26 protein-coding genes are annotated in these 25,637 nt (G+C 50.6%); 3 read left to right on the top strand and 23 right to left on the bottom strand.

Features of this window, described 5'->3' with window-relative positions; translation table 11 throughout:
* Positions 1–62: 62 nt before the first annotated feature.
* The 7 genes from AR442_RS09190 to lutR form a co-directional block, all read right to left on the bottom strand.
* The gene (locus AR442_RS09190) at positions 63–347 is read right to left on the bottom strand and encodes a hypothetical protein (RefSeq protein WP_053285138.1); all 285 of its coding nucleotides are present in this window, start codon (positions 345–347) and stop codon (positions 63–65) included.
* A 53-nt stretch (positions 348–400) separates the two neighbouring features.
* Positions 401–508, bottom strand: a complete 108-nt coding sequence (locus tag AR442_RS21140) for a transposase (RefSeq protein ID WP_459178126.1) — start codon at positions 506–508, stop codon at positions 401–403.
* Positions 509–599: 91 nt separating this feature from the next.
* Positions 600–1,322, bottom strand: coding sequence for a LutC/YkgG family protein (locus AR442_RS09185; RefSeq protein ID WP_025649302.1), 723 nt, complete (start codon positions 1,320–1,322; stop codon positions 600–602).
* Complete coding sequence (locus AR442_RS09180; RefSeq protein WP_007407375.1) at positions 1,322–2,752, bottom strand: LutB/LldF family L-lactate oxidation iron-sulfur protein; 1,431 nt, start codon at positions 2,750–2,752, stop codon at positions 1,322–1,324. The genes AR442_RS09185 and AR442_RS09180 overlap by 1 nt, the downstream gene beginning before the upstream one ends.
* Before the next feature lie 27 nt (positions 2,753–2,779).
* Positions 2,780–3,496, bottom strand: coding sequence for a (Fe-S)-binding protein (locus AR442_RS09175; RefSeq protein ID WP_014418920.1), 717 nt, complete (start codon positions 3,494–3,496; stop codon positions 2,780–2,782).
* A 182-nt stretch (positions 3,497–3,678) separates the two neighbouring features.
* Positions 3,679–4,869: an aminotransferase-like domain-containing protein gene (locus AR442_RS09170; RefSeq protein WP_014721825.1), complete on the bottom strand. Its 1,191-nt coding sequence runs from the start codon at positions 4,867–4,869 to the stop codon at positions 3,679–3,681.
* A gap of 30 nt (positions 4,870–4,899) precedes the next feature.
* Complete coding sequence (gene lutR, locus AR442_RS09165) at positions 4,900–5,619, bottom strand: L-lactate utilization/bacilysin biosynthesis transcriptional regulator LutR (RefSeq protein ID WP_014418922.1); 720 nt, start codon at positions 5,617–5,619, stop codon at positions 4,900–4,902.
* Between the two features lie 205 nt (positions 5,620–5,824).
* Between lutR and lutP the strand changes: the two genes are divergently transcribed.
* Positions 5,825–7,501: an L-lactate permease LutP gene (gene lutP / locus AR442_RS09160; RefSeq protein ID WP_007613900.1), complete on the top strand. Its 1,677-nt coding sequence runs from the start codon at positions 5,825–5,827 to the stop codon at positions 7,499–7,501.
* A gap of 37 nt (positions 7,502–7,538) precedes the next feature.
* Here the strand turns inward: lutP and rpoN are convergent, their stop codons facing one another.
* Positions 7,539–8,849, bottom strand: a complete 1,311-nt coding sequence (rpoN, locus tag AR442_RS09155; RefSeq protein ID WP_032863924.1) for an RNA polymerase factor sigma-54 — start codon at positions 8,847–8,849, stop codon at positions 7,539–7,541.
* 77 nt (positions 8,850–8,926) lie between these two features.
* On the opposite strand from rpoN, the gene yvfG reads away from it, so the two are divergent.
* A complete protein-coding gene (gene yvfG, locus AR442_RS09150) occupies positions 8,927–9,145 on the top strand; it encodes a protein YvfG (protein WP_014418924.1) in 219 nt (72 codons plus the stop codon).
* Between the two features lie 13 nt (positions 9,146–9,158).
* Here yvfG and AR442_RS09145 read toward each other — a convergent pair whose 3' ends face one another.
* The 15 genes from AR442_RS09145 to AR442_RS09075 form a co-directional block, all read right to left on the bottom strand.
* Positions 9,159–10,124 (bottom strand): polysaccharide pyruvyl transferase family protein, encoded by a 966-nt coding sequence (locus AR442_RS09145; protein ID WP_053285137.1) that lies wholly within the window; start codon positions 10,122–10,124, stop codon positions 9,159–9,161.
* The gene (locus AR442_RS09140; RefSeq protein WP_053285136.1) at positions 10,103–11,275 is read right to left on the bottom strand and encodes a DegT/DnrJ/EryC1/StrS family aminotransferase; all 1,173 of its coding nucleotides are present in this window, start codon (positions 11,273–11,275) and stop codon (positions 10,103–10,105) included. Before AR442_RS09140 ends, AR442_RS09145 begins: the two co-directional genes overlap by 22 nt.
* Positions 11,276–11,279: 4 nt before the next feature.
* Complete coding sequence (locus AR442_RS09135; RefSeq protein ID WP_053285135.1) at positions 11,280–11,927, bottom strand: acetyltransferase; 648 nt, start codon at positions 11,925–11,927, stop codon at positions 11,280–11,282.
* A complete protein-coding gene (locus tag AR442_RS09130; protein ID WP_007407383.1) occupies positions 11,924–12,532 on the bottom strand; it encodes a sugar transferase in 609 nt (202 codons plus the stop codon). Before AR442_RS09130 ends, AR442_RS09135 begins: the two co-directional genes overlap by 4 nt.
* On the bottom strand, positions 12,529–14,046 hold the full coding sequence (locus AR442_RS09125; RefSeq protein ID WP_053285134.1) for an MATE family efflux transporter: 1,518 nt from the start codon (positions 14,044–14,046) through the stop codon (positions 12,529–12,531). The genes AR442_RS09130 and AR442_RS09125 overlap by 4 nt, the downstream gene beginning before the upstream one ends.
* Positions 14,043–15,077 carry a glycosyltransferase gene (locus AR442_RS09120; protein ID WP_053285133.1) on the bottom strand — a complete coding sequence of 345 codons (1,035 nt, stop codon included), beginning with the start codon at positions 15,075–15,077 and terminating at the stop codon, positions 14,043–14,045. Before AR442_RS09120 ends, AR442_RS09125 begins: the two co-directional genes overlap by 4 nt.
* Positions 15,074–16,150, bottom strand: coding sequence for a polysaccharide pyruvyl transferase family protein (locus tag AR442_RS09115; protein WP_053285132.1), 1,077 nt, complete (start codon positions 16,148–16,150; stop codon positions 15,074–15,076). Before AR442_RS09115 ends, AR442_RS09120 begins: the two co-directional genes overlap by 4 nt.
* Positions 16,151–16,154: 4 nt before the next feature.
* Positions 16,155–17,192: a glycosyltransferase family 2 protein gene (locus AR442_RS09110; RefSeq protein WP_053285131.1), complete on the bottom strand. Its 1,038-nt coding sequence runs from the start codon at positions 17,190–17,192 to the stop codon at positions 16,155–16,157.
* Between the two features lie 18 nt (positions 17,193–17,210).
* The gene (locus AR442_RS09105) at positions 17,211–18,314 is read right to left on the bottom strand and encodes a biofilm exopolysaccharide biosynthesis protein EpsG (RefSeq protein WP_007613926.1); all 1,104 of its coding nucleotides are present in this window, start codon (positions 18,312–18,314) and stop codon (positions 17,211–17,213) included.
* 3 nt (positions 18,315–18,317) lie between these two features.
* A complete protein-coding gene (locus AR442_RS09100; protein ID WP_053285130.1) occupies positions 18,318–19,454 on the bottom strand; it encodes a glycosyltransferase family 1 protein in 1,137 nt (378 codons plus the stop codon).
* On the bottom strand, positions 19,447–20,289 hold the full coding sequence (gene epsE, locus AR442_RS09095) for a glycosyltransferase EpsE (RefSeq protein WP_012118512.1): 843 nt from the start codon (positions 20,287–20,289) through the stop codon (positions 19,447–19,449). Before epsE ends, AR442_RS09100 begins: the two co-directional genes overlap by 8 nt.
* Positions 20,286–21,425: a glycosyltransferase family 4 protein gene (locus AR442_RS09090; protein ID WP_053285129.1), complete on the bottom strand. Its 1,140-nt coding sequence runs from the start codon at positions 21,423–21,425 to the stop codon at positions 20,286–20,288. Before AR442_RS09090 ends, epsE begins: the two co-directional genes overlap by 4 nt.
* A 15-nt stretch (positions 21,426–21,440) precedes the next feature.
* Positions 21,441–23,258: a polysaccharide biosynthesis protein gene (locus AR442_RS09085; protein WP_021495233.1), complete on the bottom strand. Its 1,818-nt coding sequence runs from the start codon at positions 23,256–23,258 to the stop codon at positions 21,441–21,443.
* 222 nt (positions 23,259–23,480) lie between these two features.
* The gene (locus AR442_RS09080) at positions 23,481–24,161 is read right to left on the bottom strand and encodes a protein tyrosine kinase EpsB (protein WP_007407393.1); all 681 of its coding nucleotides are present in this window, start codon (positions 24,159–24,161) and stop codon (positions 23,481–23,483) included.
* A 5-nt stretch (positions 24,162–24,166) separates the two neighbouring features.
* Complete coding sequence (locus tag AR442_RS09075) at positions 24,167–24,874, bottom strand: YveK family protein (RefSeq protein ID WP_014418936.1); 708 nt, start codon at positions 24,872–24,874, stop codon at positions 24,167–24,169.
* 244 nt (positions 24,875–25,118) lie between these two features.
* Here AR442_RS09075 and slrR point away from each other — a divergent pair, with 244 nt between their 5' ends.
* Positions 25,119–25,574, top strand: a complete 456-nt coding sequence (gene slrR / locus AR442_RS09070; RefSeq protein WP_007407395.1) for an HTH-type transcriptional regulator SlrR — start codon at positions 25,119–25,121, stop codon at positions 25,572–25,574.
* Positions 25,575–25,637 lie beyond the last annotated feature (63 nt).

Genomic DNA, 25,637 nt, shown 5'->3' with positions numbered 1-25,637 from the left:
TGCTTTCTTTTTTCTGTCTGCTATCAGGGGCTCATATCAATATGAGCTGGGCTCCTCTTTCTTTAACGAAACAAAAGAACAGCTAATATCCCTAGATTAATTATTCCTAAAAGGAAGGAAACGACCGCTACCCCTTTGTTTTTCTGCATAAAATAAAGACCGTTTATAACCAAGATACAGCTGATCAAGGCATCAAATAATCGGAGAGCCATAACGTTAAAATCAACTTCCGACTCAAAAAAGCTAAATATCGATACTCCTATTAAAAAGATTACTGATACTGTAATATAAATCAACCAGTCCCTAGATGTATTGCTCTTTTCAGTTTCTTTTTGAATACTGTTCATGAGTTGTTCAAAACCACCTTATAACAATATTTCCTAAATCTTATAATATGCGCCTAATCATTTTCAATGGCGATTGTCTGATAACCCATCCCATCATTTAGGTGAAGATCAACAACCTTTTTCTTAAAGTGAATATCATAAGCTTTACGTGTTTTCCCCATATAAAATCCCCTCCATTGCAGACAGATCAGTATGCTTTCTTTTCTCTGTCTGCTATGAGGGGATCATATCAGAAAACCGGGGGTTGTTTTTTTATCGGTCATTCACAAGGATATAAGCGGCTTTAACGGGTCCGTGGACGCCGACAACCAAATCCATTTCGATATCGGCCGAGTTGCTCGGTCCAGTAATATAGTTGATGCAGGAAGGAACGGTGACGCCGTCTCTGATCTGCTGTTTCAGTATATCGCTGGCCTGTGTCATTCTCGGCACAATGGAAGATTTCGGGATGATTGCGATATAGGTGGTCGGAAGCAGGCTGACGGAACGGCCGGCATGCTCTGACGCATACAAAACGACGGTGGCTGATTCCGCAAGCGTGATCTCGCTGAATGTAATGCCCACATTCGCTTGTTCCGCTTTTTCAATATTTTTCGCTCCTTGTTCCGCGTCCCATTCCCAAACGGGAATCCCTTCATCCGGCCACTCTTCTGTCATAAGGGTCTGCAAGCCGTACGTTTCAAACCGGCTGTCCTTCGGAATGATGACAGGCCCTCCTTCAAAGCGGTTCACCTGCGTGCGCAAAGCGTCGTAAAGCCCGGCTGCATCCGTTTCGATCAGTTCGGTATGAATGTTGACGCAGTGGTCTTTCAGCATCGTGACAAGATCGTCTTCCGTACAGTCCGCATGCGTTTGATATTGAGGCTGATACTTCCATTCAGGCAGGGACACGCCTGATTTCCTGCGCTCTCTGCCCAGACTTTCGGCGATCCGGTTTAAAAAGGATTCCTGATGTGTAACCGTCCCTTTCATCATCATTCTTCCCCCTTTTGTTTTTCCCGGTCTTTAAACCAATCTCTGAATCTCGATTTATGCGGCGCCGGGAAATCCCGTATTGCCGTCCATTCTTTTAACGGCCCCGGCCCTTTTGATATTTTGTCATCTTCCGTAAACGGCGTCATGGCGGCAGGCGCCCATTTCGATCCCATTTTATAAAGGGACGGGGATGACGAGCCGAGCCCGAAGGCTTTCATCGCCAGTTTTTCGCTGATCGGCGCTTTGCCCTCTTTTTCCACGATGTTCTGCCGATGCTTGAGCAGCAGCTCGTGCAGCGGAATTTTAACGGGACACGCTTCCGTACAGGCCGCGCATAAGGAAGATGCGTACGGGAGCTCCTTGTATTCGTCATATCCGCCGAGAAGAGGCGATAAGACGGCGCCGATCGGCCCCGAATAGATGGACCCGTACGAGTGTCCGCCGACATGCCGGTACACCGGACAGACGTTGATGCAGGCGGCGCAGCGGATACATTGCAGCACCGATTGGAATTCCGTGCCGAGTATGCGGGAACGCCCGTTGTCCACAACCACAAGGTGGAATTCCTCAGGCCCGTCAGCTTCTCCTTGCTGACGAGGTCCCGTCAGCGCCGTAATGTAACTTGTAAGCCGCTGGCCGACCGCGCTTCTCGTCAGCATGCTGACAAGCACTTCAAACTCAGAAAATGACGGAACGATCCGCTCCATTCCCATCACGGTGATCTGCGTCTTCGGCAGCGCGGATACAAGGCGGCCGTTTCCTTCGTTCGTCACGAGACTGACCGATCCGGTATCCGCGATCGCAAAGTTGCAGCCTGTAATGCCGACATCCGCTTCGAGAAATTTTTTCCGGAGAACGCTGCGCGCGTGCATGACGAGCTCTTCCGGTTTTTCCGTCTGTTTGTATTCGAGTCTCTCTTTAAACACGTCACGGATCTGCTCTTTGTTTTTGTGAAGAGCGGGAGCAACGATATGTGACGGCGGATCGTGGTCGTCAATCTGGAGAATGTATTCGCCGAGATCCGTTTCTGTGACTTCACAGCCCTCTTCCTCAAGCACTTCGTTCATATTGATTTCTTCTGTCACCATGGATTTGGATTTTACGATTTTTTTGGCGTTTTTCTGCCGGATGACATCGCGGATATAGGAGGACGCTTCTTCCGCCGTTTCGGCGAAAAAGACGTGTCCGCCTCTGTTGGCGACGTTTTCGGCGAGCTGTTCCAAATAGAAATCAAGATTGTCCAGCACATGCTGTCTGATTTCTTCGGCATGGGAACGCCAATCCTCCCAGTTTCCCAATTCCTCGGCCGCCTGAAGCCTTCTTGTCCTGAGCCGTTCCTGCGCTCCGGAGACGGCTCCTCTCATAAACTCATTATCTATTCCTTCTGATACCCGCTCTTTAAAAGCGGCGGTACCGATTTTCATCGCCATAATTTTCCCCCCTTGTTGTTTCCCGTGTTATCTGCTGTTCAGCACTTCGGCGATGTGCATGACTCTGACGTTTTTATCCTTACGGTCAAGACGCCCGCCGATATTCATCAGACAGCCGCAATCCGCCCCGATCAGCACTTCGGCCTCCGTGTCTTCCACGCAGGCGACCTTCTCATCCACCATTTGTTCAGAGATTTGCGCCATTTTCACAGAAAACGTTCCTCCGAATCCGCAGCATTGGTGCTTTCCGGGAAGCGCGGTCAGCTCGAGCCCCTTGACATGGCGCAAAAGCTTCATCGGCTCCTCCGACACGCCGAGCAGCCTCGTCATGTGGCACGATGTATGGACTGTCGCTTTTTTTTGCAGCACCGCCCCGACATCCTCCACCCCGAGAACGTTGACGATAAAATCTGTTAACTCATATGTTTTGTCCGCAAGCTGCTGCGCTTTTGCCGCCCACTTCGGATCATCCTGAAACAGATGCGGATATTCACGGAACATCGTCGTACAGGAACCTGACGGACTGACGACGTACTCCGCTTCTTCAAACGCGGCAATCATCCGCTTCATCGCTTTTTTCGCATCCGTCACATACCCGCTGTTGTATGCGGGCTGCCCGCAGCAAATCTGCCCCTCGGGAAAATCCACCTCACACCCGAGCCGTTCCAGCACCTCAACCGTCGCCTTTCCGACATTGGTCTGGAACATATCCACAAGGCACGTGACAAATAATGAGACTTTCATGATGAACCCCTCTTTCATCCTCAATATGTGATCCGGTCATCTGATGACCTGTTTTTAGGAAAGCTCTATGAATATCCTACACTATTCTGAATATGGATTGGAAGTTTTTTCTGAAAAATCCTTTCGTCCGATGCGCTGAAGGGGGACAAAAAAAGAGAAGCCCGAAAGCTTCTCATGCTGCTCTACATCCCGTTTTCCAGCAGACGTCCCAGTTTTTGCACACCCTCTTTTATCGCGGCTTTACCGGCATAACTGAACGACAGGCGAAGATATTCGGCACCGTCTTCCTGATGCAGAAAAAAATATTTACCGGGTACATAGGAAACGCCGTGAGAAAGAGCCCTCGCCAGCATTGCGGATGTATCCGCCCCAGGCGCTTTCACCCATACAAAGTAACCGCCTTTAGGCACGTGCCAAGATGCGGATTCCGGAAGATATCGCGCTAATGCGGCGAGCAAAACGTCACGTTTGCTTCGATATGCTTCCCGCAAGGCAGCGAGCCGTTTTTCCACATTCGTTTGTTCCAGATAGACGGCGGTCACCGCTTGGGAAAACGGGTGGCCTAAGTCTTTTTTTAACCATGACAATGCCGTGATGAATGCGGCGTCCCCTGCAATCCAGCCGATCCTCATACCCGGGGCGATGACTTTTGATAATGAACCGGCGTACAGCACCCGGCCGTTTTGATCCATGGCTTTCAAGGGCGGCGGAATATCGGTGAATCCGAGCTCGCCGTATGCATCATCCTCCAAGATGAGAAAATCATACGCTTCGGCAAGCTGAAGCAGGCGGGTTCTCCGCTTCGCTGACATTACGGTTCCCGCAGGATTCTGAAAAGCGGGTATCGTGTAGAGAAGACGGGGAATCAGAAGCCCTTTTCGTTTTCTTTCCTCAAGCATGAACGCTAATGTTTCTGTTTGCAGGCCCTCTTGATCTGTCGGAATGCTCATGATATGCGGTGTGTAATTTTTAAAAATCTCGAGCGCTTCCATATAGACCGGAGCTTCAACGGCAGCGGCGGTTTTTTCATCGAGGAAAACCCGGGCTGCCAGATCTATCGCCTGACAGGCGCCTGACGTCACGAGCAGCTCATCGTCCCGACAGTGAATGCCGCGGGTGGCTAACCGTTCTTGAATCTGCTTTTTTAAAACGGCCGTCCTCGGGCTTCCCATATAATGCAGCGGCAGATCGCGCTCCTCATCCAGAAGGCGGGCGGCGGCTTCTTTCAGCTCCTTATCAGGAACGAGTGCGGGATCGGGATAGCCGGAATGCAGGGGGATGCACGCTTTCGGAACTGCCGGCATCCATTCCCCGGGAGGATCGTTTGTCAGAGCTTTCTTTACATGGTCAGAAAAAAAAGATTCGGCCTGCATGTGATGTTATCCCCTTTCACAAGTCAGCTTCTATACATTTTCTTCAAAATAAGCCCCCAGCACTTCTTCCACATTCGTCAGATGCGCCGTCATCGCGGCTTCCGCTTCATCCGCGTCTTTGGCGGCGACGGCGCTGTAAATGCGTTCATGCTCTTCATACAATCGCTGCACGCTCGTTCGTTTAGAAAACAGCCAAATTTTTCTCGTTTCTCTCATTGTTTCCAAAAGGAGCGCGGAGACATGATTCATGAGATGCTTGAGCAGCCCGTTTTGTGATGCTTCTGCCAGCGCCATGTGAAAGGAGAAATCCGCTTTTTCGCCCAATTCTTCGTCTCCGTCAATGCCTTTCATCTCCAGGAGAGCTTGGCGGATTTTTTGTAAATCGTCTTCAGTGCGTTTTTCAGCGGCCATGGCTGCGACGCCGAGTTCAAGCAGCTTTCTGACTTCGAGCAGCTGTTTGACGTCCTCTTTTTTCATCAAGAGGGCGGAAGAAAGCGGCTGGGAAACATGAGACGGCTCAAATTCTCTTATGTATGTGCCTTCTCCCTGCTTCATGTCGACGAGCCCCATCGCTTTCAAAGCCGACAGCGCTTCTCTGACCGCCGAGCGGCTGACCTGAAAACTCTCAGAAAGCGCCTGAACGGAATCAAGCTTTTCACCCGGCTTAAGCTCGCCCGCTTTTATCTTCTCCAGCAATGCGTCAGCGACTTCCTCGTAGATTTTTTTCGTTTTAATTTGTTTATATTTCAACGCGATCACCCCGTCACTTGTGAATCTTGATGTTTATCGTCTATTATACTTCTTTTTTCGCACCGCCGACAGGTTCAGACAATTTGTTCAAGAAAAGTATTGTACTTTCAAAACTTTCAAAATATAATGCTAATTAACCCGGTCATCAGATGACCTTATCATAAAAAGTAATCGCTTACATGACATAAGGAGGGGTTTTTTAGGGATGCAATGGACACAGGGGTACGCTCCTTTAGGGGGAAATTTGCTTTTATCGGCAGCTTGCGCGCTCGTGCCGATTATCTTCTTTTTTTGGGCGCTTGCGGTGAAACGGATGAAGGGGTACATCGCGGGGCTTTTAACGTTAGCCGTTTCACTTTTAATCGCTGTATTTGTTTACGGCATGCCGGCGGAAAAAGCGGTGATGTCCGCTTCTCAGGGAGCGGTGTACGGGCTGCTTCCGATCGGCTGGATTATCGTCACATCGGTCTTTCTGTATAAAATCACCGTGAAAACGGGACAGTTTGAGATTATCCGGAGTTCGGTGCTCTCAATTACAGATGATCGGCGTTTGCAGGCGCTGCTCATCGCCTTTTCATTCGGGGCGTTTTTAGAAGGCGCCGCCGGTTTCGGCGCTCCCGTCGCGATCTCGGCTGCTTTGCTCGTCGGACTTGGTTTTCAGCCGCTGTATGCGGCGGGGATTTGCCTGATTGCCAATACGGCGCCCGTTGCCTTCGGTGCGATCGGCATTCCGATTACCGCTGTCGAAGGTCCGACCGGGATACCGGCAATGGAAATTTCTCAAATGGTCGGCCGGCAGCTTCCGTTTTTATCCGTCTTTATTCCGCTTTACTTAATCATTTTGATGAGCGGGTTTAAAAAGGCTTTTGAGATATGGCCGGCCATTCTTGTTTCCGGCGTCTCCTTTGCGGCCGTGCAGTACGCAAGCTCGAATTTTTTAGGGCCTGAGCTGCCGGATGTGCTGTCGGCGCTTGTTTCCATGGCCGCGCTCGCTGTGTTTTTGAAATTTTGGAAACCGAAAACGGCCTTTCGTTTCGCGGCAGAACGGGAATCAGCAGCGGCCGCTGACCGGGCGCCGATCAAGTACGGGGGCGCCGCGGTGTTTAAAGCGTGGTCTCCTTTCCTTCTTCTGACGGCCATGATATCCGTCTGGGGGATTCCCGGCGTGAAGGCTGCCTTAACCGGTCATTACGAAGGAACGTCAATGTGGCTTTCCTGGCTGAATGCAGCCGGGCGTGCATTGACCTTCACGCCTCCCGTACCATTTGTAAATCAGCAGATTCTTCAGGCGGACGGCACGCCGATTGAAGCCGTGTACAAACTTGAGCTTTTCGGTTCAGCGGGAACGGCGATTCTGATTGCCGCCGTCATCTCCAAGTTCGCCCTCGGCATGTCGTGGAAGACATGGGGCGAAGCGTTTATAGAGACGGTGAAAGAGTTAACGCTTCCGGTCGTCACCATTGTTTCTGTTGTCGGCTTTGCTTATGTGACGAATGCTTCCGGCATGAGCACGACACTCGGTCTTGCGCTTGCCATGACGGGCGCGATGTTTACCTTTTTTTCGCCGGTGCTCGGCTGGCTCGGCGTATTTATTACCGGCTCTGATACGTCGGCCAACCTATTGTTCGGCGGATTACAAAAGGTGACGGCGCTCTCTGTCGGAATGGACCCGGTTCTCTCCGTCGCTGCCAATTCATCGGGCGGTGTCACCGGAAAAATGATTTCTCCGCAATCCATTGCGGTTGCCTGTGCCGCTGTCGGTCTGGCGGGCAAGGAAGCCGACCTTTTCCGTTTTACGATTAAGCACAGTCTGTTTTTGCTTCTGCTCGTCTGTCTTATTACATTTTTACAGCATCATCTGTTTTCATGGATGATCCCGTAACACGGAGAACCTCCCCGGGGTTTGGCTCGGGGAGGTTTCAGCTGTACCGTTTTCTCGCCGATGACGGCGGAATATTTAATTGGTCACGGTATTTGGCGACGGTGCGCCTTGAGATTCGGATGTCATATTGTTCATGCAGCAGATCGGCAAGCTTTTGGTCTGAAAAAGGTTTCTTTTTATCTTCTTTATGGACCAATGCCTCCAGATGCGCTTTTACGGCATAATTGGAGGCGCCGCCGTCCCCCGATGATTCAGCTTTCGCCGAGAAAAATGTTTTCATTTCATACAGTCCGTACGGCGTCTGAACGTACTTCCCTTTGATGGCCCGGCTGATCGTTGATTCGTGGAGCTCCAGCGTTTCCGCCACCTCTCTTAAGGTCAGCGGCTGCATTCCGCTTTTTCCTGTGAGAAAAAAGGATTCCTGCCGTTCAGTCAGGACGCCGATAATTCTCGTGATCGTTTGTTTTCTTTGCGACAAAGCCCGGTTCAGCCAGCGCCATTCCTGATATTTTGCCGACAGATAATTTTTCGTGTCACGGCACCCGGCAGCTGACAAGAGCGGCTGATAATGGGCATGAAGCTGGATGTCAGGAAACGAACGGCTGTTGAGCCGCGCTTGAATGATGCCGTTTTTCACCGTGATGAAAATATCCGGTTCCACGTAAAAACCCGGCTCCTCATGCGCATAACGGAGCCCCGGCCTCGGATCAAGCGCGCTGATCATGTCAGCGATGTCCTGAATGTCTTTAAGCGGAATGCCCGTTTTCGTTGTAAGCGCTTTCCAGTTCTTTCTTGCAAATAGCTCAAAATAGGCGTCGGCAATCCATTCCGCCTGTTCGTTCCGCTCGGGAAGACGGCGGAGCTGAAGAAGGATGCATTCCTGCAAAGACCGGGCGCCGATTCCCGCGGGCTCAAGGGATTGAAGCTTTTTCAGAACCGCTTCCGTCTCCTCTTGTGAAGCGGATACATGGTCGGCGGCAGCTGGTATGTCCTCTTTTAAATATCCGTTTGAATCCAATGAATGTATCAGATAATTGAAAATCTTTTTCTCATCATCGGACAGCTTCATGTCTAAGGCTTGCTGTTTGAGCGAATCCTGCAGCGTTTTGCGGGTATGTCTGATCTGCTGGCTTCCGTCCCGTTCTTTCATCCTGTTTTTATTTGTTTTATGGTAAGATAGTGGCGGCGTGTCTGTTTCCTTTCGTTCAATCAGAGGGTTTTCCAGTGAGAGCTCATCAATATATCCGGCCAGTTCCGCGGAATTGTATCCGAGTAATGTGATAGCCTGTTTAAGCTCTTGCGTTAATTGAGGCTTTAACATTTGTGTTTGCTGAAGTTTGATATCCATCATGCTCACTCCCCTTTTTTCATTGTACATGATTGGTTTCATACCGTATATACTTATTAAAAGGAGTTGCTTTATAGATGTCAGAACTTTTTTCTGTTCCTTATTTTATTGAAAACTTTACACAGCACATTGAAATGAATCCGAATGAAGACCGAAATCATGCGATGAACAGCTATTACCGCTCCGTCGTCTCAACCCTTGTTCAGGATCAGCTGACGAAAAACTCGGTTGTGCTCAAAAGAATTCAGCATTTGGATGAGGCGTACAACAAAGTAAAACGCGGAGAAACAAAATAAACCTTCCGCTTATTCAAAGCGGAAGGTTTTCCTTCGTGCCGGCGGTTTCCCCGATCAGACGGACGTCCGGCGCTTCGTGCATCCAGGTGTAATAATAGTTGGCGTTTTTCCCGTATGAATTATCAATGACGGTATTCGGTTTCCCGAGAAGCGAGGACAGGATGTGGCCGTGAAGCCTTGACGTTTCCACCGATTCGTACCTGCTGAAAAACAGAACCGCTTTTTTCGTCAAGAAATCGGAATAGCGTTTCCAAAACCGCGCAATCGGCAGCGGGTTTCCCGCTTTTTTATTCAAAACATTCAGTGTTTGGAAAAAAGCGATTCCCCTGCGGTCGCTTGCTGACAGCACATCCTGCCAGTCGCAGCTTTTAACGGAAGGATTGTTTTGCAGCTTCGGATTGATTTCCCCATCCGTGCGGCTAAAATGAAGCCTGCCGCGTGACGGAGCCGCTGACGCCGCGATCGGATACAGCTGATGGGCCATATCAGGCATAAGCCCGATATGATTCGCCGAAAAAAAGCGTTTCGCGGTCTCGTATGACACACGATCTCTCGTAAACAGGTGGAGATCCTTGTGCTCCGCAAAAAGCGCCGATGTCTTCCCAAGCCGTGTCTCATCCTGATAATAGATGGATTGCGGCAGGATGACGATCCTGTTTTCCGGGAAGGATTTGACGATTTTTTCCCTGAACGTCTGATAGTACTGATAGAGATCCCCGAAATTTCCGCCACCCTGACAGACGATGATCGTCTTTTTGTCCGCCCGGCGCCCGAATGGAAAATTGTCGGGATTCCAGCGCTGTTTCACGCAGATGCCGTGTGCTTTAAAAAACGCCTCCGTCCCTTTCATTATCAATAAATCCCCTACATTTCCGTAGAGGGGATAGTCGGCATATATGATGTCAGATTGCGGCGGTATAACGCTGAGCAGACCCGTCAGCGTCTCTTTTAATCGGCTCATAACATGGCGGCTGTCCATGTTTTCTCCCCTTTCGTTTCAAACAGTTGCGCAAGTGCGTCAATGACACGCTGCTGCTCCTCAGAAGACAGGTCAGACCCGGACGGCAGACAGATGCCCCGGCTGAAAAGGTTCTCAGAGACACGCTCATGTTCGCTGTGAGGATAAAAGACGGAAGATGAGAAAAGCGGCTGCGTATGCAGCGGTTTCCACAGCGGCCGGGCCTCAATATTCTGTTCCGCAAGACAGGCGACGGCTTCTTCCGGCGTCACGCCGTTATCAAGCGTCAGAGCCGTCAGCCAGCGGTTTGAAACCGTTCCTTCAAGCTCCGGCATCATGCGGATGCCCGGATACGTTTCCAGCGCTTCCCGATACCTGTGAAAGATTTCTCTCCTCGCCCGGACGCGATCTTCAAGCACTTCCAGCTGCGATATCCCCACGCCCGCGAGAATGTTGCTGAGCCTGTAGTTATACCCGAGCTCGCTGTGCTGGTAATGAACGGCGGCATCTCTCGCCTGTGACGCAAGAAACCTCGCTTTTTCAATCGCGGCTTCATCGTCAGATACGAGCATGCCGCCTCCCGATGTTGTAATGATTTTGTTGCCGTTAAAGGAATAAATGCCGAAACGGCCGAACGTGCCGCTCTGCCTGCCTTTATATGTTGATCCTAAGGACTCGGCAGCGTCTTCAATCAGACAGACGCCGTATGCGTCACAAAGGCTCATTAATTCATCCATTTTCGCGCTTTGGCCGTAAAGATTGACGGCGATCACCGCTTTCGGGAGTCTGCCGCGCCGCTTTGCATCCCGCAGCGCCCGCTCAAGCGCATCGGGCGACATATTCCACGTCTCCCATTCCGAATCAATAAAAACGGGCTCAGCCTGCTCATACACAATCGGATTCGCCGTGGCGACAAACGTAAAGGAAGGACAAAATACAGCGTCTCCTTTTTTCACACCCGCAAGCCGCAGGGCAAGATGGATGGCCGCCGTTCCCGAGCTTACGGCCGCCGCGCTTTTCACTCCCGCATATTCCGCCAGCCGCGCTTCAAACGAATTGACGAGCGGACCGAGCGGCGCAATCCAATTGGAACGGAAGGCTTCCGCGATGTATTCCTGTTCTTTTCCGCTCATATGCGGCGGAGATAAATAAATCCGTTTGTTTGTATGCATGAAATCATCCTTTTTCATTATGAATAGAGGAGATGACGCGGGCCGGAACGCCGACCGCCGTCACATGATCGGGAATCCGGCTGATGACGGCAGCCCCCGCGCCGATCACGGACCAAGGACCGATGTCCATCTGCGGTATGACGGACGCCCCGATTCCGACGTGCGCTCCTTCCCCGACTTTCACTCCGCCGGCAAGCGCCGCGCGCGGTGAAAGGTGGACGTAATCTCCGATTGCATTGTCATGATCGGCAACCGCGCCCGTATTGATGATGCAATGGGCGCCGATGTCAGCGCCCGCCTGAATGATGGCGCCCGCCATCACAACCGTTCCGTGTCCGACGGAAGCCGTTTCACTGACGATCGCCCCGGGGTGAATGAGTGCGGCATAATTGTCATCTTCAAGCCCAAGCGTTTCAGCGAACTGCTTTCTGACGCCGTTGCGGCCGATGCATATCGTGAATACGGCCTCGGGGACGAGTTTCCGAAGCATGGGCACGTCTTTCGTCCGACCCGTATATAAACCGTTCCGAACGGCAAAACCGCTGAATCCGTCATCCAATACGCCCGCAAGCTCCATATCGGAACGGGCCTGCACGATTTCCTTCACGACTTTTCCGTGTCCGCCGTTTCCGATCAGCACGATCTTTTTCACGATGACATATCTCCGCTGCCTGTGAAGCGCTTTGCCGTCACATGGCCGGCTTGGTGTATGCCTTCTGACACGAGAACTTTTTTCACTGTTAAAAGCAGAATCTTTAAGTCGAGAAGAAATGTGCGGTTGTCGACGTACCACACGTCGAGCTTGAATTTTTCCTCCCATGAAATCGCGTTTCTCCCGTTAATCTGCGCCCAGCCCGTAATCCCCGGCTTCACCTCGTGGCGCCGCGCCTGCTCCGCCGTGTAAAGCGGCAGATAATCCATCAGCAAAGGGCGGGGGCCGACCAGACTGATATCTCCTTTGAGCACATTAAAAAGCTGGGGAAGCTCATCGATGCTCAGTTTTCTGATCAGCCTTCCCGTTTTGGTCAGGCGGAGATGATCCGGAAGCAGCACACCGTTTTCATCACGCGCATCCGTCATCGTCCTGAGTTTATACAACGTAAACGGACGCCCGTTATGCCCCGGTCTCGTCTGTTTGAACAATACCGGAGACCCGATGGCGCATCTGACGGCGGCCATGGCGAAGAGAAGGATAACGCTCGCGCCGCACAATAACAACACCGCGGCCGCTATATCAAATACACGTTTCGCCTTCAAATCTGAACAGCTCCTTTCACTTTTCGGCATTTCTGTAAAGCAAGCCACCTTTCTTCTTTCGTACAAATGAAGAAAAAAGCGAATGCGGCATAGCTTATGCATACGGCAAGCCCCGCGGCGATCAGGCCGGCCCAGCTGTCAAGCGGTGAAAACAGCCGGATACCCCGGCAGACAGCCCAGGCAAATACGGCCGCCGCCAACGGGCCGAACATGCCTTTGTAAAACGCGGTTTTCTGAAAGCCCGTAATATGCGAAACATACAGCGGCGTGAAGACGGCATTTTTCAAAATGAGCGAGACTGCACCGGCGATGGTGATGCCGTACAGCCCGAGATGTGCCGGTCCGCTGAGAACCACGGCCAATATGACATTCAGTCCGCCTAAACATAAAGTAACGACGGCGGGCGTTTTTTGTTTATTAAAAGCCGTCCATACGTAAAAAAGCGGCATGACAGAGAGACTGACCGCCAAATACGCGGCGTGAATGTATAAAAGCGGCGCCGTCTGCACAAACGACGGGCCCAGCCAAATCGCCAGAAACGGTTCGGCGAGCCCTCCTAATAATGCGGCGGGAAGCGCGAGCAGAAGCCCGTTCAGCCGCACGGCCTTATTGGCGTAAGACAGGAGGCCTTCCATATCGCCTTTTGAATAGTAGGAAGTCAAAACCGGCGCAAACAGTGAAGCAAGCGTCCCGGCAAGACTTCTGAGCAGGAGCGGGAATTGAATAATCGCCGCATAGACACCCGCTTCAGACGGCCCCAGCACGAGGTTGGCCGTCATGAGGTCAATCTGCAGAAACAGCAGCACGCCGATCTGGTTGACAGAACTCCAGGCACCGGCCGAAAACAGCACTTTGCTCGTCTGTAATGACAAGGTTTTACGGCTGAAAGAAAACCACGGAATCAATTTCTTAAAAAAGAAAAAAGTCAGCACGGCCGCACAGACGGCTCCCGCTAATGCCGAAAGCTGGATCTGCCAGATTTTCGGCGGCAGGCACGTAAACAGAGCGAGCACACACAGCACCCTGACCAGCATTTGCACGGCCTGAATGGAGCTTGTGATATAAAGCTTGTTGGCGAAAAACGGCCCCGTCGCGAACCCCGCCATAAAAAACGTCAGCATAAACAGCACGCTGCCGATCACGATAGAGAGCCTCACATCCGTTAAGAGCCCGGCCGGTACATTCATAATCTTGTCAATAAAAAAAGCCGTCCCGGCGAGCGGCACAGCGAGCAATAGAGATATCACGACAGACGCGGCTAAATAATTGCTTACATACGCATTGGCCTCGTCCTTGTTCCCCCTGTGGGCGGCGACGGAGAAAAACCTCACAACGACAGAGCTCAGCGCAACGGTAATTATAGAGAAATAGTTAATGATATTCTGTGTCAGATGGACAAACCCAAAAGCCTCCACACCTAATGTTTTCACAATAAAGGGAGTCATCCACACTGATAAAAACACCGATAGTAAAAACGCCGTCACATTGGCGCCGAAATTAATGGCAAATTTCATGCTCCTTCCGCACTGCCTTTCTCTTTCGATTTCCGTTCGAAAAACGCATGCAGAAGAAGAGGAAGGCGCATTTTGCACAGGCCGAGCACCACGCGCTCCCCCGCCAGCAGCTGTTTATGGCGGCACGGCGTCCTGCGCACCGCCGTTTTTACCATGTCATACGTTAAGATTCTGCCGATGTGCGCCGTAATCTGGTGTGACGGCTGCGGCGCGGCGCATGCGTTGGCGATCAGCATCGGAATCTGATGCTTGCACAAATATGTATCGATATCGCTCCGGCAGGCGTCCGTCAGCCCGTTTTCCTCATAAAAAGCCATTTTCGCTTTATATTGCTTTTGCAGTTCTTGATCTAAGTGGGGCTTAAACGGTGTTTCTGTAAGACTTTGCGGATTTTCCCGGTAGATATACAGCCCTTCGTCTATCACTTTGACACGCGCGGCTTGGCGGAACGCTGCCAAGTTAAACGGAGAGTCCTCGGCAAAACGGATATCTTCATGGAACAACAGCCCTTGCAATGCTTCTCGCCGGTATATATAGCGCCACACATACCAAATAAACCGATGTTCGTGCGCGCGTGTCAGCAATGCAGTCATTTCATCCGCTGTGAAGACGCGGCCCGCCGGAATGGACGGCGGCATATATGTTCTTTCTTTAGACGGCGTTTCCTTATAATAACCGCAGCCGGCGATATCCAGCCGGTTCTTCTCCGCTTCTTCATAAAGCCGCTCGAACATCGTTTCCGTCACATAGTCATCGCCGTCCGCAAAACCGATATAACGGCCGCGGGCGGCTTTTATTCCGGCATTGCGGGCCGAGCTGAGGCCGCCGTTTTCTTTATGAATCACCCGGATCCTCGTATCTTCTGCGGCGAATTGTTCGGCAATCCGGCCTGACTGATCCGGTGAACCGTCATTGACAAAAATGATTTCGATGTCTCTCAGCGTCTGTTTTGTTAAAGAAACCGCGCATTTTTTAATAAAAGGCTCTGTCTTATACATCGGCACGATCACGCTCACAAGCGGCGCGGTCATTGGGCATCACCGCTGATTTTCGAGCGCAGCCCGGCAAAATAAACACTTCGCAATGAACCGCCTTCCTCATGCTTGCCGCTGAGCAGCCGGTTTACGGCGGACGTTACGGCTTCAGGGTCGGGACGTTCAAGCAATGTCATGTTCGGTATGTTTTTCAGCCATTGATAGCCTTCCATTACCTTATGATCAAACGAACGAATGACGACACAAGGCGTTTTCGTCAGCGCACAAAAAATCATCCCGTGAAGTCTGTCAGTGACGACGGCCTCCGCGCCTTTCAGCGTATTCCAAAGCGCTTCCAGCTCCTTTTCGCGTGTATGGCGGCTGACCCTCCGGCCGACCGTCGTGGTAAAGGAATGCAGCTCTCCGTACTCTTTTGCCAAAGCTTCTTTTACCATCGTTCTGTCCTCAGCCGTCAGCGCACTCTCCTTATCCTCCCGTAAACAGAGGTAGATCCCTTCCCGCGGGATGTGCCGCTCGCTTTTATCCAAATATAAGACCATGTCAGGCTGTTTGAGCACTGTTTTTCCGGGAAAATGACGCTTCATCCATTGATACGTCGTCTCATCTCTCGCCATTAACAAAAGGTCGGGATGCGCATTGTACACTTTTCTGGCGCGCTTCAGTTCCTTCCGTCCCTTTTTTGATTCAGAAAAGTGAGCCGTCGCCGGAAGCTGAACGATCCGATATTCCCGGAATGTTTTGATAATAAAGCGGCGCGTCCATTCCTCATACCGGTACAAATCCCCCATGTTCCCGCCGCCGATGATGAATACCATATCATCGGGGTGGCGCTTTTTGATCAGCGCTTTTGCCGATCTGTATATATCCTTCATATCCACCTCGACAATGTCAAAATCGGGATACTCCCGTTCAAGAAACGTTTTGCTTGCGTAGGCGATGGCGTGATCGCCGAGATTATCGTGGGACGGGAGCAGCGTCAGAATGATCTTTTTTCTTGCCGCTGAAAGCCCCGACCCATCCGCTGCCGTTCCGAAATGAAATTGGGACGGGTATTTGACCTTTAGCAAAAGCCATTCCGCGAGATTGATTTTTAAAGATTGTATCGACATGTCTTCACCCTCTGATTTTCATTTTGTACTCGATTGCCCGCTGATACGCGGCTGATGCCAGCGACACGAACGGAATCAGCTTCAGCTTCGCCAAAAGCAGAAGGCATGAGCGTTTGGCGTCAAACGGCGCCGTTCCGGTTTTGGAAAGGCTCAGGCGGAACACGGGATCAGCGCATATCCGGCTGATATTCTTCCATTTCTCAGAAAACCGGCCGCCGTTATTCCGCTTCCATTCATTCAGCAGGCAGACTGTTCCGTGCTGAACGATGAAAAAATCCAGCTCCTGCCGGTATTCCTGTAAGCAGCCGTTTTCACGCAAAAAAGCCTCGTTCAGCCGATAGAGAACGAGACCTGAGTCAAACAGCTTTTTCTGATAGCTTTGCACAATGGAAGTCAAGTGAATCCGATAATGATAGAGCGGCTGATCCACGTACGAGACCGCACCTGCGAAAACATGCGCCCTGAGGCTGAAGTACTGATCCTCCACGTGCTCCAGCTCATCACGAAGCGGAAAGCGCAGCTGATGATGCTCGATCATCGTTCTTTTGTACAGCTTGTTCCATGAAAAACCGCTGACTCTTCCTTCAAATAAATCTTTCAGGTACCGTTGTTTCGGGCGGCCCGCGTACGCTGAAGCGATCGTTGAAACGGCGGTTTTCCCCGTATCCGCAAATTCGGCCGCATACTCGCAAATCACGAGATCAGCCTGATCAGCCTTCGCTTTTTCATACATGCTGAGGCAATAATCAGGCTCAACCCAGTCGTCCGCATCAATAAAAGCGATAAATTCGCCGCGCGCCGCCTCAATGCCCTTGTTGCGGACCGCGCCGAGCCCCCGGTTTTGCTGATGAATGACCCTGATTCTCTCATCCCGCTTCTGATAGGTTTCAAGAATCGCCGGGCTTTGATCCGTTGACCCGTCATTAACGGCCACGATTTCGATATTGGCGAGCGACTGATTGAGCAATGAATCTAAGCATCTTTCTAAATAAGTTTCCGTATTATACACAGCAATTAATAAACTGACCGCGGGTGTTTCCATATAAACCTCCAGTGTCCATTACCGGGAAAAAATCGTTCTGTACGGAAGCACAGACGAATCGACCGGCATAAGCAAGTAACTGTAAAGAAAATAACAGACAATAATGGCGATATAAATCAGCGCATTTGATTTTTCATCAAAAATCCTCACAAAATAAGGGATCAAGATCATTTGGTACAGGCCGAAATATATATTAAACCGGGCAAAAATAACATCCTTTGTCGCCAAAAGACCGAAGAGCAGGCCGAGCAGACAGAAATTCACGATGACATCAATGTCAGGCCAGAGCTTCCGCAGCCGCTCCCGATAGCAGAAAGCCAAAAACAGCGGCAGAAGCAGCACCGCGATTTTTACGACGTTCATCCCGTTCGTATTGGTCATCAGCCATTTCTCATAATGGCCGTACGAGCTGTTTTCCAGCACGACGACAAACAGCGAAATGAACTTCTGATACAGAAACGTCATAAGAAGAAACAATGCCGACAGTCCGAAAATCGCGGGCGACCAGGCTCTTTTTCTGACGAGAAAATAAACCGGAATCATAATCAGCGCTGAGGAATGAAAAAGCGAACACAGCAGCACGATTGACATATAACGCTTCCAGCTTCCGCTGATCACGTAGCGGACGGCCCAAAACAAAACGGCCGCCACCATATACTGCCTGATCCCGTTAAAGGAAGCATAATAGTGATACGTGCCCAAAAACAAAAACACACTCAGCTCAAACGGACGGCCGAACTCAACGAGCCCCTTTAAAATAAAGCTGCACGTCACGACCGCCACGGTGAAATACATGATTTGCGGATCTTTCGTGATAAAATTCATGAGCCAGATGAGAGCCGTAAACCCCGGATCAACGGCTGCTTTTTTCGCTCCGAACCCGAAGATCTCCCAAATGCTGCCGTAATTTCCCGCCAGCTTGTACATCAGCGCGTACGTCTGAAAATCCGTCCCGACTCTGTAGCGCAAACCGGAGACCAATACGAGCGATAGCAGCGGAACGATCATGACGAGCTGATTCGGCCGGTATCCGGTCGAAAGCGATTGATCACGCCCGCCGCACATTTTCGCGAACCATGACCAAATATACACAATTCCCATATTGACTACGTATACAATCATTCGTTACTGTTCCTTTTTCCAATTCATATTGTAAAGCTTCATAACAGCCCCCGCATTTTCTCCCGCGTCATATCCCTGCCGTCTGAGGTTTTCTTTAATGCGCGCCCCGTCAGGCTTTGCCGCCTCTGCTGCCCGTAAAACCGCTGTTGCCCATTGTCGGGGCGGTTCTTTAAGGCTGAGCCTTTTGACCAGCCCGAGCCCGGCATCGGCTTCTTCCGTTATGCCGTCTGATATCACGCACGGCACCCCGGAGGCCTGCGCTTCAACGAGCGTGACAGGCAGCCCTTCATAAAGAGACGGCATGACAAATACATCCAGCGTTTTCAGCAGGGCATGAACGCGGTCTTCTATGCCGATAAAACGCACATCATCATCAAGCCCCAGCTTCGCCGCCAGATTTTCCATGTCGGTGCGAAGCGGACCGTCTCCGGCGAGAATCAGCTGTAAACCGATGCCCCGCTCTTTCATATCAGCGGCCAGCCGGAGCAGAAATTCGTGGTTTTTTTCTTCTGTAAAGCGGCCGATATGGCCGATCACCAAACGGCCGCCTGCAATGCCCCGCTTCCTTTTTTCAGTTTCTGTGTCCGCGCACCCGCCGGCAAATAAGTCGAGATCAATGCCGTTCGGCAAAAGATGCACGTCTTTTTCTTTCCCGAATAAGAAACGGCCCGCGTCTTTTCCGCAGGCGCACAGTGCCGTGGCGTTTGCCGTAATCAGCCGTCTGAAAACAAACAGCTGCATCCCGGCAAGCCGCGACGCCCGCCCCCGCCACGACGTACTGTGCGAATGGCAGATCCGCACCGGGACGCCGGCTAAACGAGCGGCAAGCGCGATGAATCCCGACTGAAAATCGGTATGGGCGTGCACGGCGGCAAACGGGCCTTTTTCCTGAATCACCCGCTTGACCTGTTTTACAAATGTAATCGGGTTTGTGCTGCCGATGCTCGGCACATAAAAAAGCCGTCCGCCGAGAGCGAGAATTTCCTCATCATAAGCGCACGGATCGTTCCTATGGGTTAAAAAATCAAACTGCACCTTCGTTCTGTCCATCTTCCGGTACAAATTCATCATCATCGTTTCTGCGCCGCCCCTGTTCATCCCGCTGAAGACGTGCAGCACCCGCATCGGTTTGTCAGTCATGTTCGGCAAGCCCTTCTTTTTGGCGGATGTCCCTGTTTTTATGATAACGGTTCATGACCGCGGGCGGCGTAATGGCGCGGATGAGCGGTTTTGCGATATACGCGTAATGGGAAAGCGGCAGCTTCAGCCGTCTGCACGCCTGAAAAACGAGCACCGCATTATCAATGGAATACGTAAACGATCTCCTTTTAAACGCATCACTGTCCTCTCTTACTTTATACAGCGTTTCTTGGAGATTGTATCCCCGGAAACCCGCTTCAAAAAAGCGCAGCCACAAATCAATATCCTCCATCCGCCGCGTCCGCCTGACTGACCGGTAGCCGCCAAGCGCTTTGTACGCTTCAGCTCGCATCATAATGGTGCCGTGGCAGAACGGTGTGCCTTTCGCCATAATTCCCGGTTTCGGCACGGGCGGCAAAAGCCGGGCGCCCCTTACACCGAATTCGTCAAATACGAGCATGCCCGTGCCTACGACTTGATAGTGGGCGTGCTTGTTTAAGAAAGCGGCCTGTTTTTCCAGTCTCCTCGGGTTGGAGATGTCATCACCGTCCTGCCTGGCGATATAATCCCCCGTTGCGTATGTCAGACAGCGGTTAAGCGAAGCGGCAAGCCGTTGATTTGTCTTATTTTGAATCAGCGTAATCCGGTCGCCGTAATGATCCGCGTAACGGCGCGCAATCTGATACGTTCCGTCAGTTGACGCGTCATCACACATAATCAGTTCCCAATTCTTATAAGATTGGCTCAGGATGGATTCAATACTCTCCGCTAAAGTCTCTTCGCAATTATAAATTCCCATGATGACGGAAATTTTCGGTTGTGCTCCTGCATTCATACGCTTTTCTCCTTTTTATCCATATAACCGGCGTAAATGTGCGCCATTTCCTTTACCGTACGTGTTTCTGAAAAACATTCCGCCGTCCTGCGCCCTTCTTGTCCCATTGCTTTTCGCAGCCCCGGGGAGCGGTACAGCTTTTCAATCCGATCGGCAAACGCCGCGCTGTCCCCGGCCGGCACGAGAAAACCATTCACACCGTCTTCGATGATCTCGCGGTGCCCCCTGTTGTCCGCGGCAACGGCGGGCTTTTCGGCAGCCATTCCCTCAAGCAGATTCATGCCGAGTCCTTCGCGGATGCTTGAGGCGACAGACAGATCAGCAAGCTGAATCAGTTCATGAATATCGCGGCAAAAACCGTAAAACCGCACCATGTCGGATACACCGAGTGATTCAGCCTTTTTTCTGTACGGCTCTTCCATCGCGCCTTCTCCGGCAAATACGAGTTTCAGCTCCGGGATGCGGTTCCTCAGCAATGCCGCAGTCTCAATGAGAAGTCCCTGGTTTTTATTGCCGTTTAATTCAGCGGGGTATACGAGAATAAATTCCCCGGCGCCGAAGCCGTGTTTTTCTCTCAGACGTTCACTCTCTTCCCGGCTCACAGGGTGAAACCTGTCTGTATTCACCCCGATGCCGTGTATTTTTTTCGCGCTGCAATCTGTTTTTTTCATTTGCTTGGCCCGTTCGTAATCCTCTTCATTAATCGTAATCAGACAATCCGTATAAGAAGAAAGAAATTTTTCGATCGGGTAATAAAGAAGCCAGTTTTTCAGAGGCGCTCCGTCGCAGAAGTGAAAGCCGTGCGCGGTGTACAGCACCTTTGTCCCTTTTTGGCGCGCTTGTCTCGCCGCAAGGCGTGCAAGCACGCCGCCGACCGGCGTATGGCAGTGAATCATGTCGTAGCCGTTGTCCTGAATGAGCCGTTTCAGACGCCTGTAAACAGAAAGATTTTCGGGATGAAACGGCGAGCGCCGGATCGGAATGGAAAACTTTTCATCAACGAATGGAAGATTCATGTTGCCGCCTGCCGCGACGTGCACCTCCCAGCCCATATCCTGAAACCATTGAAAATACGGAAGATGAAAGGCTTTAAAATGATAATCGACTGTGGCGCAGAATAATACTTTTTTCGTCATCTTTCTGTCCTCCCATCACACGCCTGCGGCCGCTTCTTCATGTACTGATTCGATCGCCTCAAACAGCCTTTTTCTCAGCTCTTCTTCAGGCAGACGGCTGAATTCCTCCATAAAACGGATGAGCACGGCCCAATTCCCGTCCACCGCTTTCCCGATATGGATTTTCGGAAAAATCTGCTCCGTATGTACTTCATTATGATTCAGCAATTCTTCATACATCTTTTCTCCCGGACGGATGCCGGAGAATTCGATGGGAATCTGTTCTGTCGTATAGCCTGATAAATGAATCAGGTTTTTTGCCAGATCGACAATTTTGACGGGTTCTCCCATATCCAGAACGAAAATCTGCCGCCCTTTTGCAAGCGCCCCCGCCTGAATGACGAGTCTTGACGCTTCGGGGATCGTCATAAAATATCTTGTCATCGCCGGATGCGTGACGGTGACGGGTCCGCCTTTTTCAATCTGCTTTTTGAAAATCGGAATGACGCTGCCGCGGCTTCCGAGCACATTTCCGAAACGGACGGCGGCGAATTTGGTGCGGCTGATCTTTCCGAGGTTCATGATGACCATTTCCGCAAACCGTTTCGTCGCGCCCATGACATTGGCCGGATTGACCGCTTTGTCAGAAGAAATCAGCACGAATGTTTCCGTTCCGCACATGTCGGCGGCTTCGGCGACATTTTTCGTGCCGATGATGTTGTTTTTAACGGCTTCTTCCGGATTATGTTCCATTAACGGCACATGTTTATGGGCAGCCGCATGATAGACGACGTGCGGCTCGTATTTTTTCATCAAAGTAAAGATTTTATCTCTGTCCTGAATATCGGCGATCTCCGCGTGAAAGAGCACCTCTTTGCCGAAGCGTGCGGACAGCTCGGTATGTACGGAATGAATGCTGTTCTCCCCGTGGCCGAGAAGGACGATTTCCCGCGGAAGAAACGCGCTGATCTGGCGGCAGATCTCAGAACCGATTGAGCCGCCGGCGCCCGTGACCAGAATCGTTTTTCCCTTGATGCTGTCAGAAATTTTGCTCGTATCAAGGGTGACCGGCTTTCTGCCGAGCAGATCTTCGGCTTTTACATCCCTGATGTGTCCGGCAGCCTGCGTTCCGAGCAGGATCTCATCAAATTGCGGCATGATTTTAATATGGGCGCCCGTCTGCACACATTCTTTGTATAACGTCTGAAGCTCATGGGTGCAAAGAGACGGAATGGCAATGATAATATGGTGAATTCTCAGCCTCTGCACCGCAGGCATAATGCTTTCTTTTCCGCCGATGACGGGCAGGCCCATGATTTCGAGCTTATGCTTCGTCTGATCATCATCAATAAAAGCCACAGGCATGATTCCGAGATCGTTTTTCTGGGTAAGCTGACGGACGAGCAGCGTCCCCCCCGCACCTGCACCGATGATCAGCGCCCTGGAAGAGTCATTTTGCTTCCTGCCGATCGTTTCTTTCAGCACCCGTGAAATCATCCGGCTTCCTCCGATGAACAATAGCTGAACCATCCAGCTGACGGCCAACAGCCGGAACAAAATCGTGTGGAACACCCCGTATTGGACGGCGGCTGTCACAGCTGCGGACAGCGTGATCCCCTTCAGCAGATCAAGCAGCTCGCCTATTCCCGTGTACGTCCATACCTGCTTATACTGGTGAAACATAAAAGCGCATACATGATGGCTGATCAGCATGCTCACGGCAGTCAGCAGCAACGCTCCGGAGTCATAAAAGTGATAAGAATCCTCAAAAAATTGATATCCTATAACAACGGAAAGTAAAACGAGATACGTATCCAATGCAAAAATCATTGAAAGTCTTCTCCGGTAAGTCAATCTTTCCCCTCCTCATTTATCGGTTTAGCTGATACGGTTTTCGTAAAAAAACAGACATAACAGCTAAGCCGATAACAATGCATCATCTTAAGATAAATTGGGCATTTAACCCGTCCTCACACCCCGCCACCGACGACCAGCATCTAAGGCAGCGAAAAACGCCGCCCACAGCAGAGCCGAGTGCCTCCGTTGATAAAGGTAAGGAGACATCACCTGCACCGCTCAATACGAGTAGTGCTCCGTTTTTTTGATTTTCTTTTTATTCAGCAGCGCCCCCAAAAGCTTTGCCTTTGACTGCTGGAGCGCGTCTCTCGCCTTTTGGACGGTATCCATTTTCGTTTTTCCGCTCAAGACGACGAGAACGCTTCCATCTGTCTGGTTCGCTAAAATCTGTCCGTCCGCCACCGCCAAAAGCGGAGGTGAATCGAAAATAACCAGACTGTACCGGCTGTACATCTCCTGAATCAGCTCTCCCATCGCCTTTGAAGATAAAAGCTCAGCCGGATTCGGCGGCGTCGGCCCGCTCGTTAAGACATAGAGGTTATCAATCAGCGTTTTTTGCACCGTTTCGCCGAGGGAAGCGTTTCCGACTAACACATTCGTCAGGCCTTGTACATTTTCAAGCTGATAGGTCTCGTGTATCGTCGGTTTTCGTAAATCCGCATCGACGAGCAGCACCTTTTTTTCCTGCTGCGCAAATACCGCGGCAAGGTTGGCGGCGCTGAATGATTTTCCTTCTCCCGGAACGGAAGAAGTGACGAGAATAGAGCGCAAATGGGTCTGAACAGAGGAGAACTCAATATTTGTCCGAATGGTGCGGTATTGTTCAGCCACCAATGATTTGTGATGTAAAACGGATATTTGAGCCAGTCCCCTTCTTGATTTCTTTTTTCTGAATCCCAAACGCCTCACTCCCCGAAATGTTTTTCATCAGACCGTGTCTGCTGATTTTTGATGTCATACACAACCCCTAAAACAGGCAAGTCTGTTTTTTCGCTGAGCTGCCGCTCGCTTTTAACGGTTTCATCAAGAAAATGGAGAAAAAACGCAAGCGTCACACCCGCCATGAGAGCCGCACCGAACGCCATCACGATATTCCGGATGCGCGAAGGCTTGACCATCGGGCTTTCCGATGCTTTTGCCTCAGACAAAACAATGACGCCTTTTATATTCATCCTGTCACGGACTTCTTTTTTAAATGTCTTCATCAGCGTGTTCGCTATAGCGGCGGCCTGTTTCGGGTTCTCGTCCTGCACCGCTACGGTAATGATCTCTGAATCGGTTTCGCTGCTTGTCGTGATCTTTGCTTTTAAAGCGGATGCCGTCTCAGAAAGATGCAGCGTCTGTTTCACTTTCTCAAGCACTACCGGGCTTTTCATTATCGTTTGAAACGTATTGTTGTAATGAAGATTCAGCTGAACGTCGCTGAGATTCGAATTTTTTTCACCGCTTGTTTCATGAATGAGCACTTGGGTCGATGACTGATAAACGGGCGAAATCACCCGGAATTGGATGTATCCCGTCACCAGCGTTACAACTGCTGTCATGATAAAAATCAGTAAAAGTCTGTGTTTAATAATGTCAAATAATTCTTTAAAACTCATATTCTCATTCATGTAATTACAGCCTCATCCTTATTGCATCAGGCTTAAACGCCCCCTTCTGTTAATGATTGGATTATAAAAGAAAAGGTCGAAATTTGAAAATTTCAAATTAAGCCATTTAGTTCTTTTTAGAGAACATTATCATGATTTTCCTCTTATTTACTGCACTTACCTTATAATTTTAAATTTTATAAAGAACGAAAAATTTCTTATAATGAACAAAAAAATGCCAGTATACAGGGGAGAATTCAGCACAATGATTGGAAGAATAATTCGTTTATACCGCAGAAGAAAAGGCTACTCTATTAATCAGCTAGCAGTTGAAGCAGGTGTCTCTAAATCTTATTTAAGCAAGATAGAACGGGGGGTTCACTCAAATCCGTCCATCCAATTTCTGAAAAAAGTATCCGCCACCCTGCAGGTGGATCTGACGGAGCTTTTTGATGCCGAAACGATGCTGCATCACATGGGAGACACGGAAGATGAGTGGCGCATCCACCTTGTGCAGGCCGTGCAGTCAGGCATGCCGAAAGAAGAACTGTTCACCTTTACGAACAAACTGACTGAAAAACGCCCGGAGCCCGCACCCTACCGCAACAGAAAACTGACTGAATCCAACATTGAGGAATGGAAAGCGCTGATGCAGGAAGCCAAAGAACTCGGCTTGTCCGTTCAGGAAGTCAGATCATTTTTAGAACGGAAGCGTTACTAATGATATGCTGATGAAAAGGCTTTTATTCGCTTCATGTCTTCATCTCTGTTTATAATGAAAAGA

Origin of the sequence: Bacillus velezensis, from assembly GCF_001461825.1 — a bacterium.
Lineage (GTDB): Bacteria > Bacillota > Bacilli > Bacillales > Bacillaceae > Bacillus > Bacillus velezensis.
The sequence above is the reverse complement of the archived record's forward strand: the minus strand, read 5'-3'. Positions and strand labels throughout refer to the sequence as shown.

Bases quoted from the DNA above. Each gene is read 5' to 3' on its own strand.
- lutP (WP_007613900.1), top strand. From the start codon at position 5,825: ATGCAATGGACACAGGGGTACGCTCCTTTAGGGGGAAATTTGCTTTTA.
- slrR (WP_007407395.1), top strand. From the start codon at position 25,119: ATGATTGGAAGAATAATTCGTTTATACCGCAGAAGAAAAGGCTACTCT.
- AR442_RS09075 (WP_014418936.1), bottom strand. From the start codon at position 24,874: ATGAATGAGAATATGAGTTTTAAAGAATTATTTGACATTATTAAACAC.
- AR442_RS09185 (WP_025649302.1), bottom strand. From the start codon at position 1,322: ATGATGAAAGGGACGGTTACACATCAGGAATCCTTTTTAAACCGGATC.
- epsE (WP_012118512.1), bottom strand. From the start codon at position 20,289: ATGAATGCAGGAGCACAACCGAAAATTTCCGTCATCATGGGAATTTAT.
- AR442_RS09125 (WP_053285134.1), bottom strand. From the start codon at position 14,046: ATGAAATTTGCCATTAATTTCGGCGCCAATGTGACGGCGTTTTTACTA.
- yvfG (WP_014418924.1), top strand. From the start codon at position 8,927: ATGTCAGAACTTTTTTCTGTTCCTTATTTTATTGAAAACTTTACACAG.
- AR442_RS09105 (WP_007613926.1), bottom strand. From the start codon at position 18,314: ATGATTGTATACGTAGTCAATATGGGAATTGTGTATATTTGGTCATGG.
- AR442_RS09140 (WP_053285136.1), bottom strand. From the start codon at position 11,275: ATGCATACAAACAAACGGATTTATTTATCTCCGCCGCATATGAGCGGA.
- AR442_RS09090 (WP_053285129.1), bottom strand. From the start codon at position 21,425: ATGACGAAAAAAGTATTATTCTGCGCCACAGTCGATTATCATTTTAAA.
- rpoN (WP_032863924.1), bottom strand. From the start codon at position 8,849: ATGGATATCAAACTTCAGCAAACACAAATGTTAAAGCCTCAATTAACG.
- AR442_RS09145 (WP_053285137.1), bottom strand. From the start codon at position 10,124: ATGGACAGCCGCCATGTTATGAGCCGATTAAAAGAGACGCTGACGGGT.
- AR442_RS09170 (WP_014721825.1), bottom strand. From the start codon at position 4,869: ATGCAGGCCGAATCTTTTTTTTCTGACCATGTAAAGAAAGCTCTGACA.
- AR442_RS09190 (WP_053285138.1), bottom strand. From the start codon at position 347: ATGAACAGTATTCAAAAAGAAACTGAAAAGAGCAATACATCTAGGGAC.
- AR442_RS09175 (WP_014418920.1), bottom strand. From the start codon at position 3,496: ATGAAAGTCTCATTATTTGTCACGTGCCTTGTGGATATGTTCCAGACC.
- AR442_RS09115 (WP_053285132.1), bottom strand. From the start codon at position 16,150: ATGTCGATACAATCTTTAAAAATCAATCTCGCGGAATGGCTTTTGCTA.
- AR442_RS09110 (WP_053285131.1), bottom strand. From the start codon at position 17,192: ATGGAAACACCCGCGGTCAGTTTATTAATTGCTGTGTATAATACGGAA.
- AR442_RS09120 (WP_053285133.1), bottom strand. From the start codon at position 15,077: ATGACCGCGCCGCTTGTGAGCGTGATCGTGCCGATGTATAAGACAGAG.
- AR442_RS09100 (WP_053285130.1), bottom strand. From the start codon at position 19,454: ATGACTGACAAACCGATGCGGGTGCTGCACGTCTTCAGCGGGATGAAC.
- AR442_RS21140 (WP_459178126.1), bottom strand. From the start codon at position 508: ATGGGGAAAACACGTAAAGCTTATGATATTCACTTTAAGAAAAAGGTT.
- AR442_RS09180 (WP_007407375.1), bottom strand. From the start codon at position 2,752: ATGGCGATGAAAATCGGTACCGCCGCTTTTAAAGAGCGGGTATCAGAA.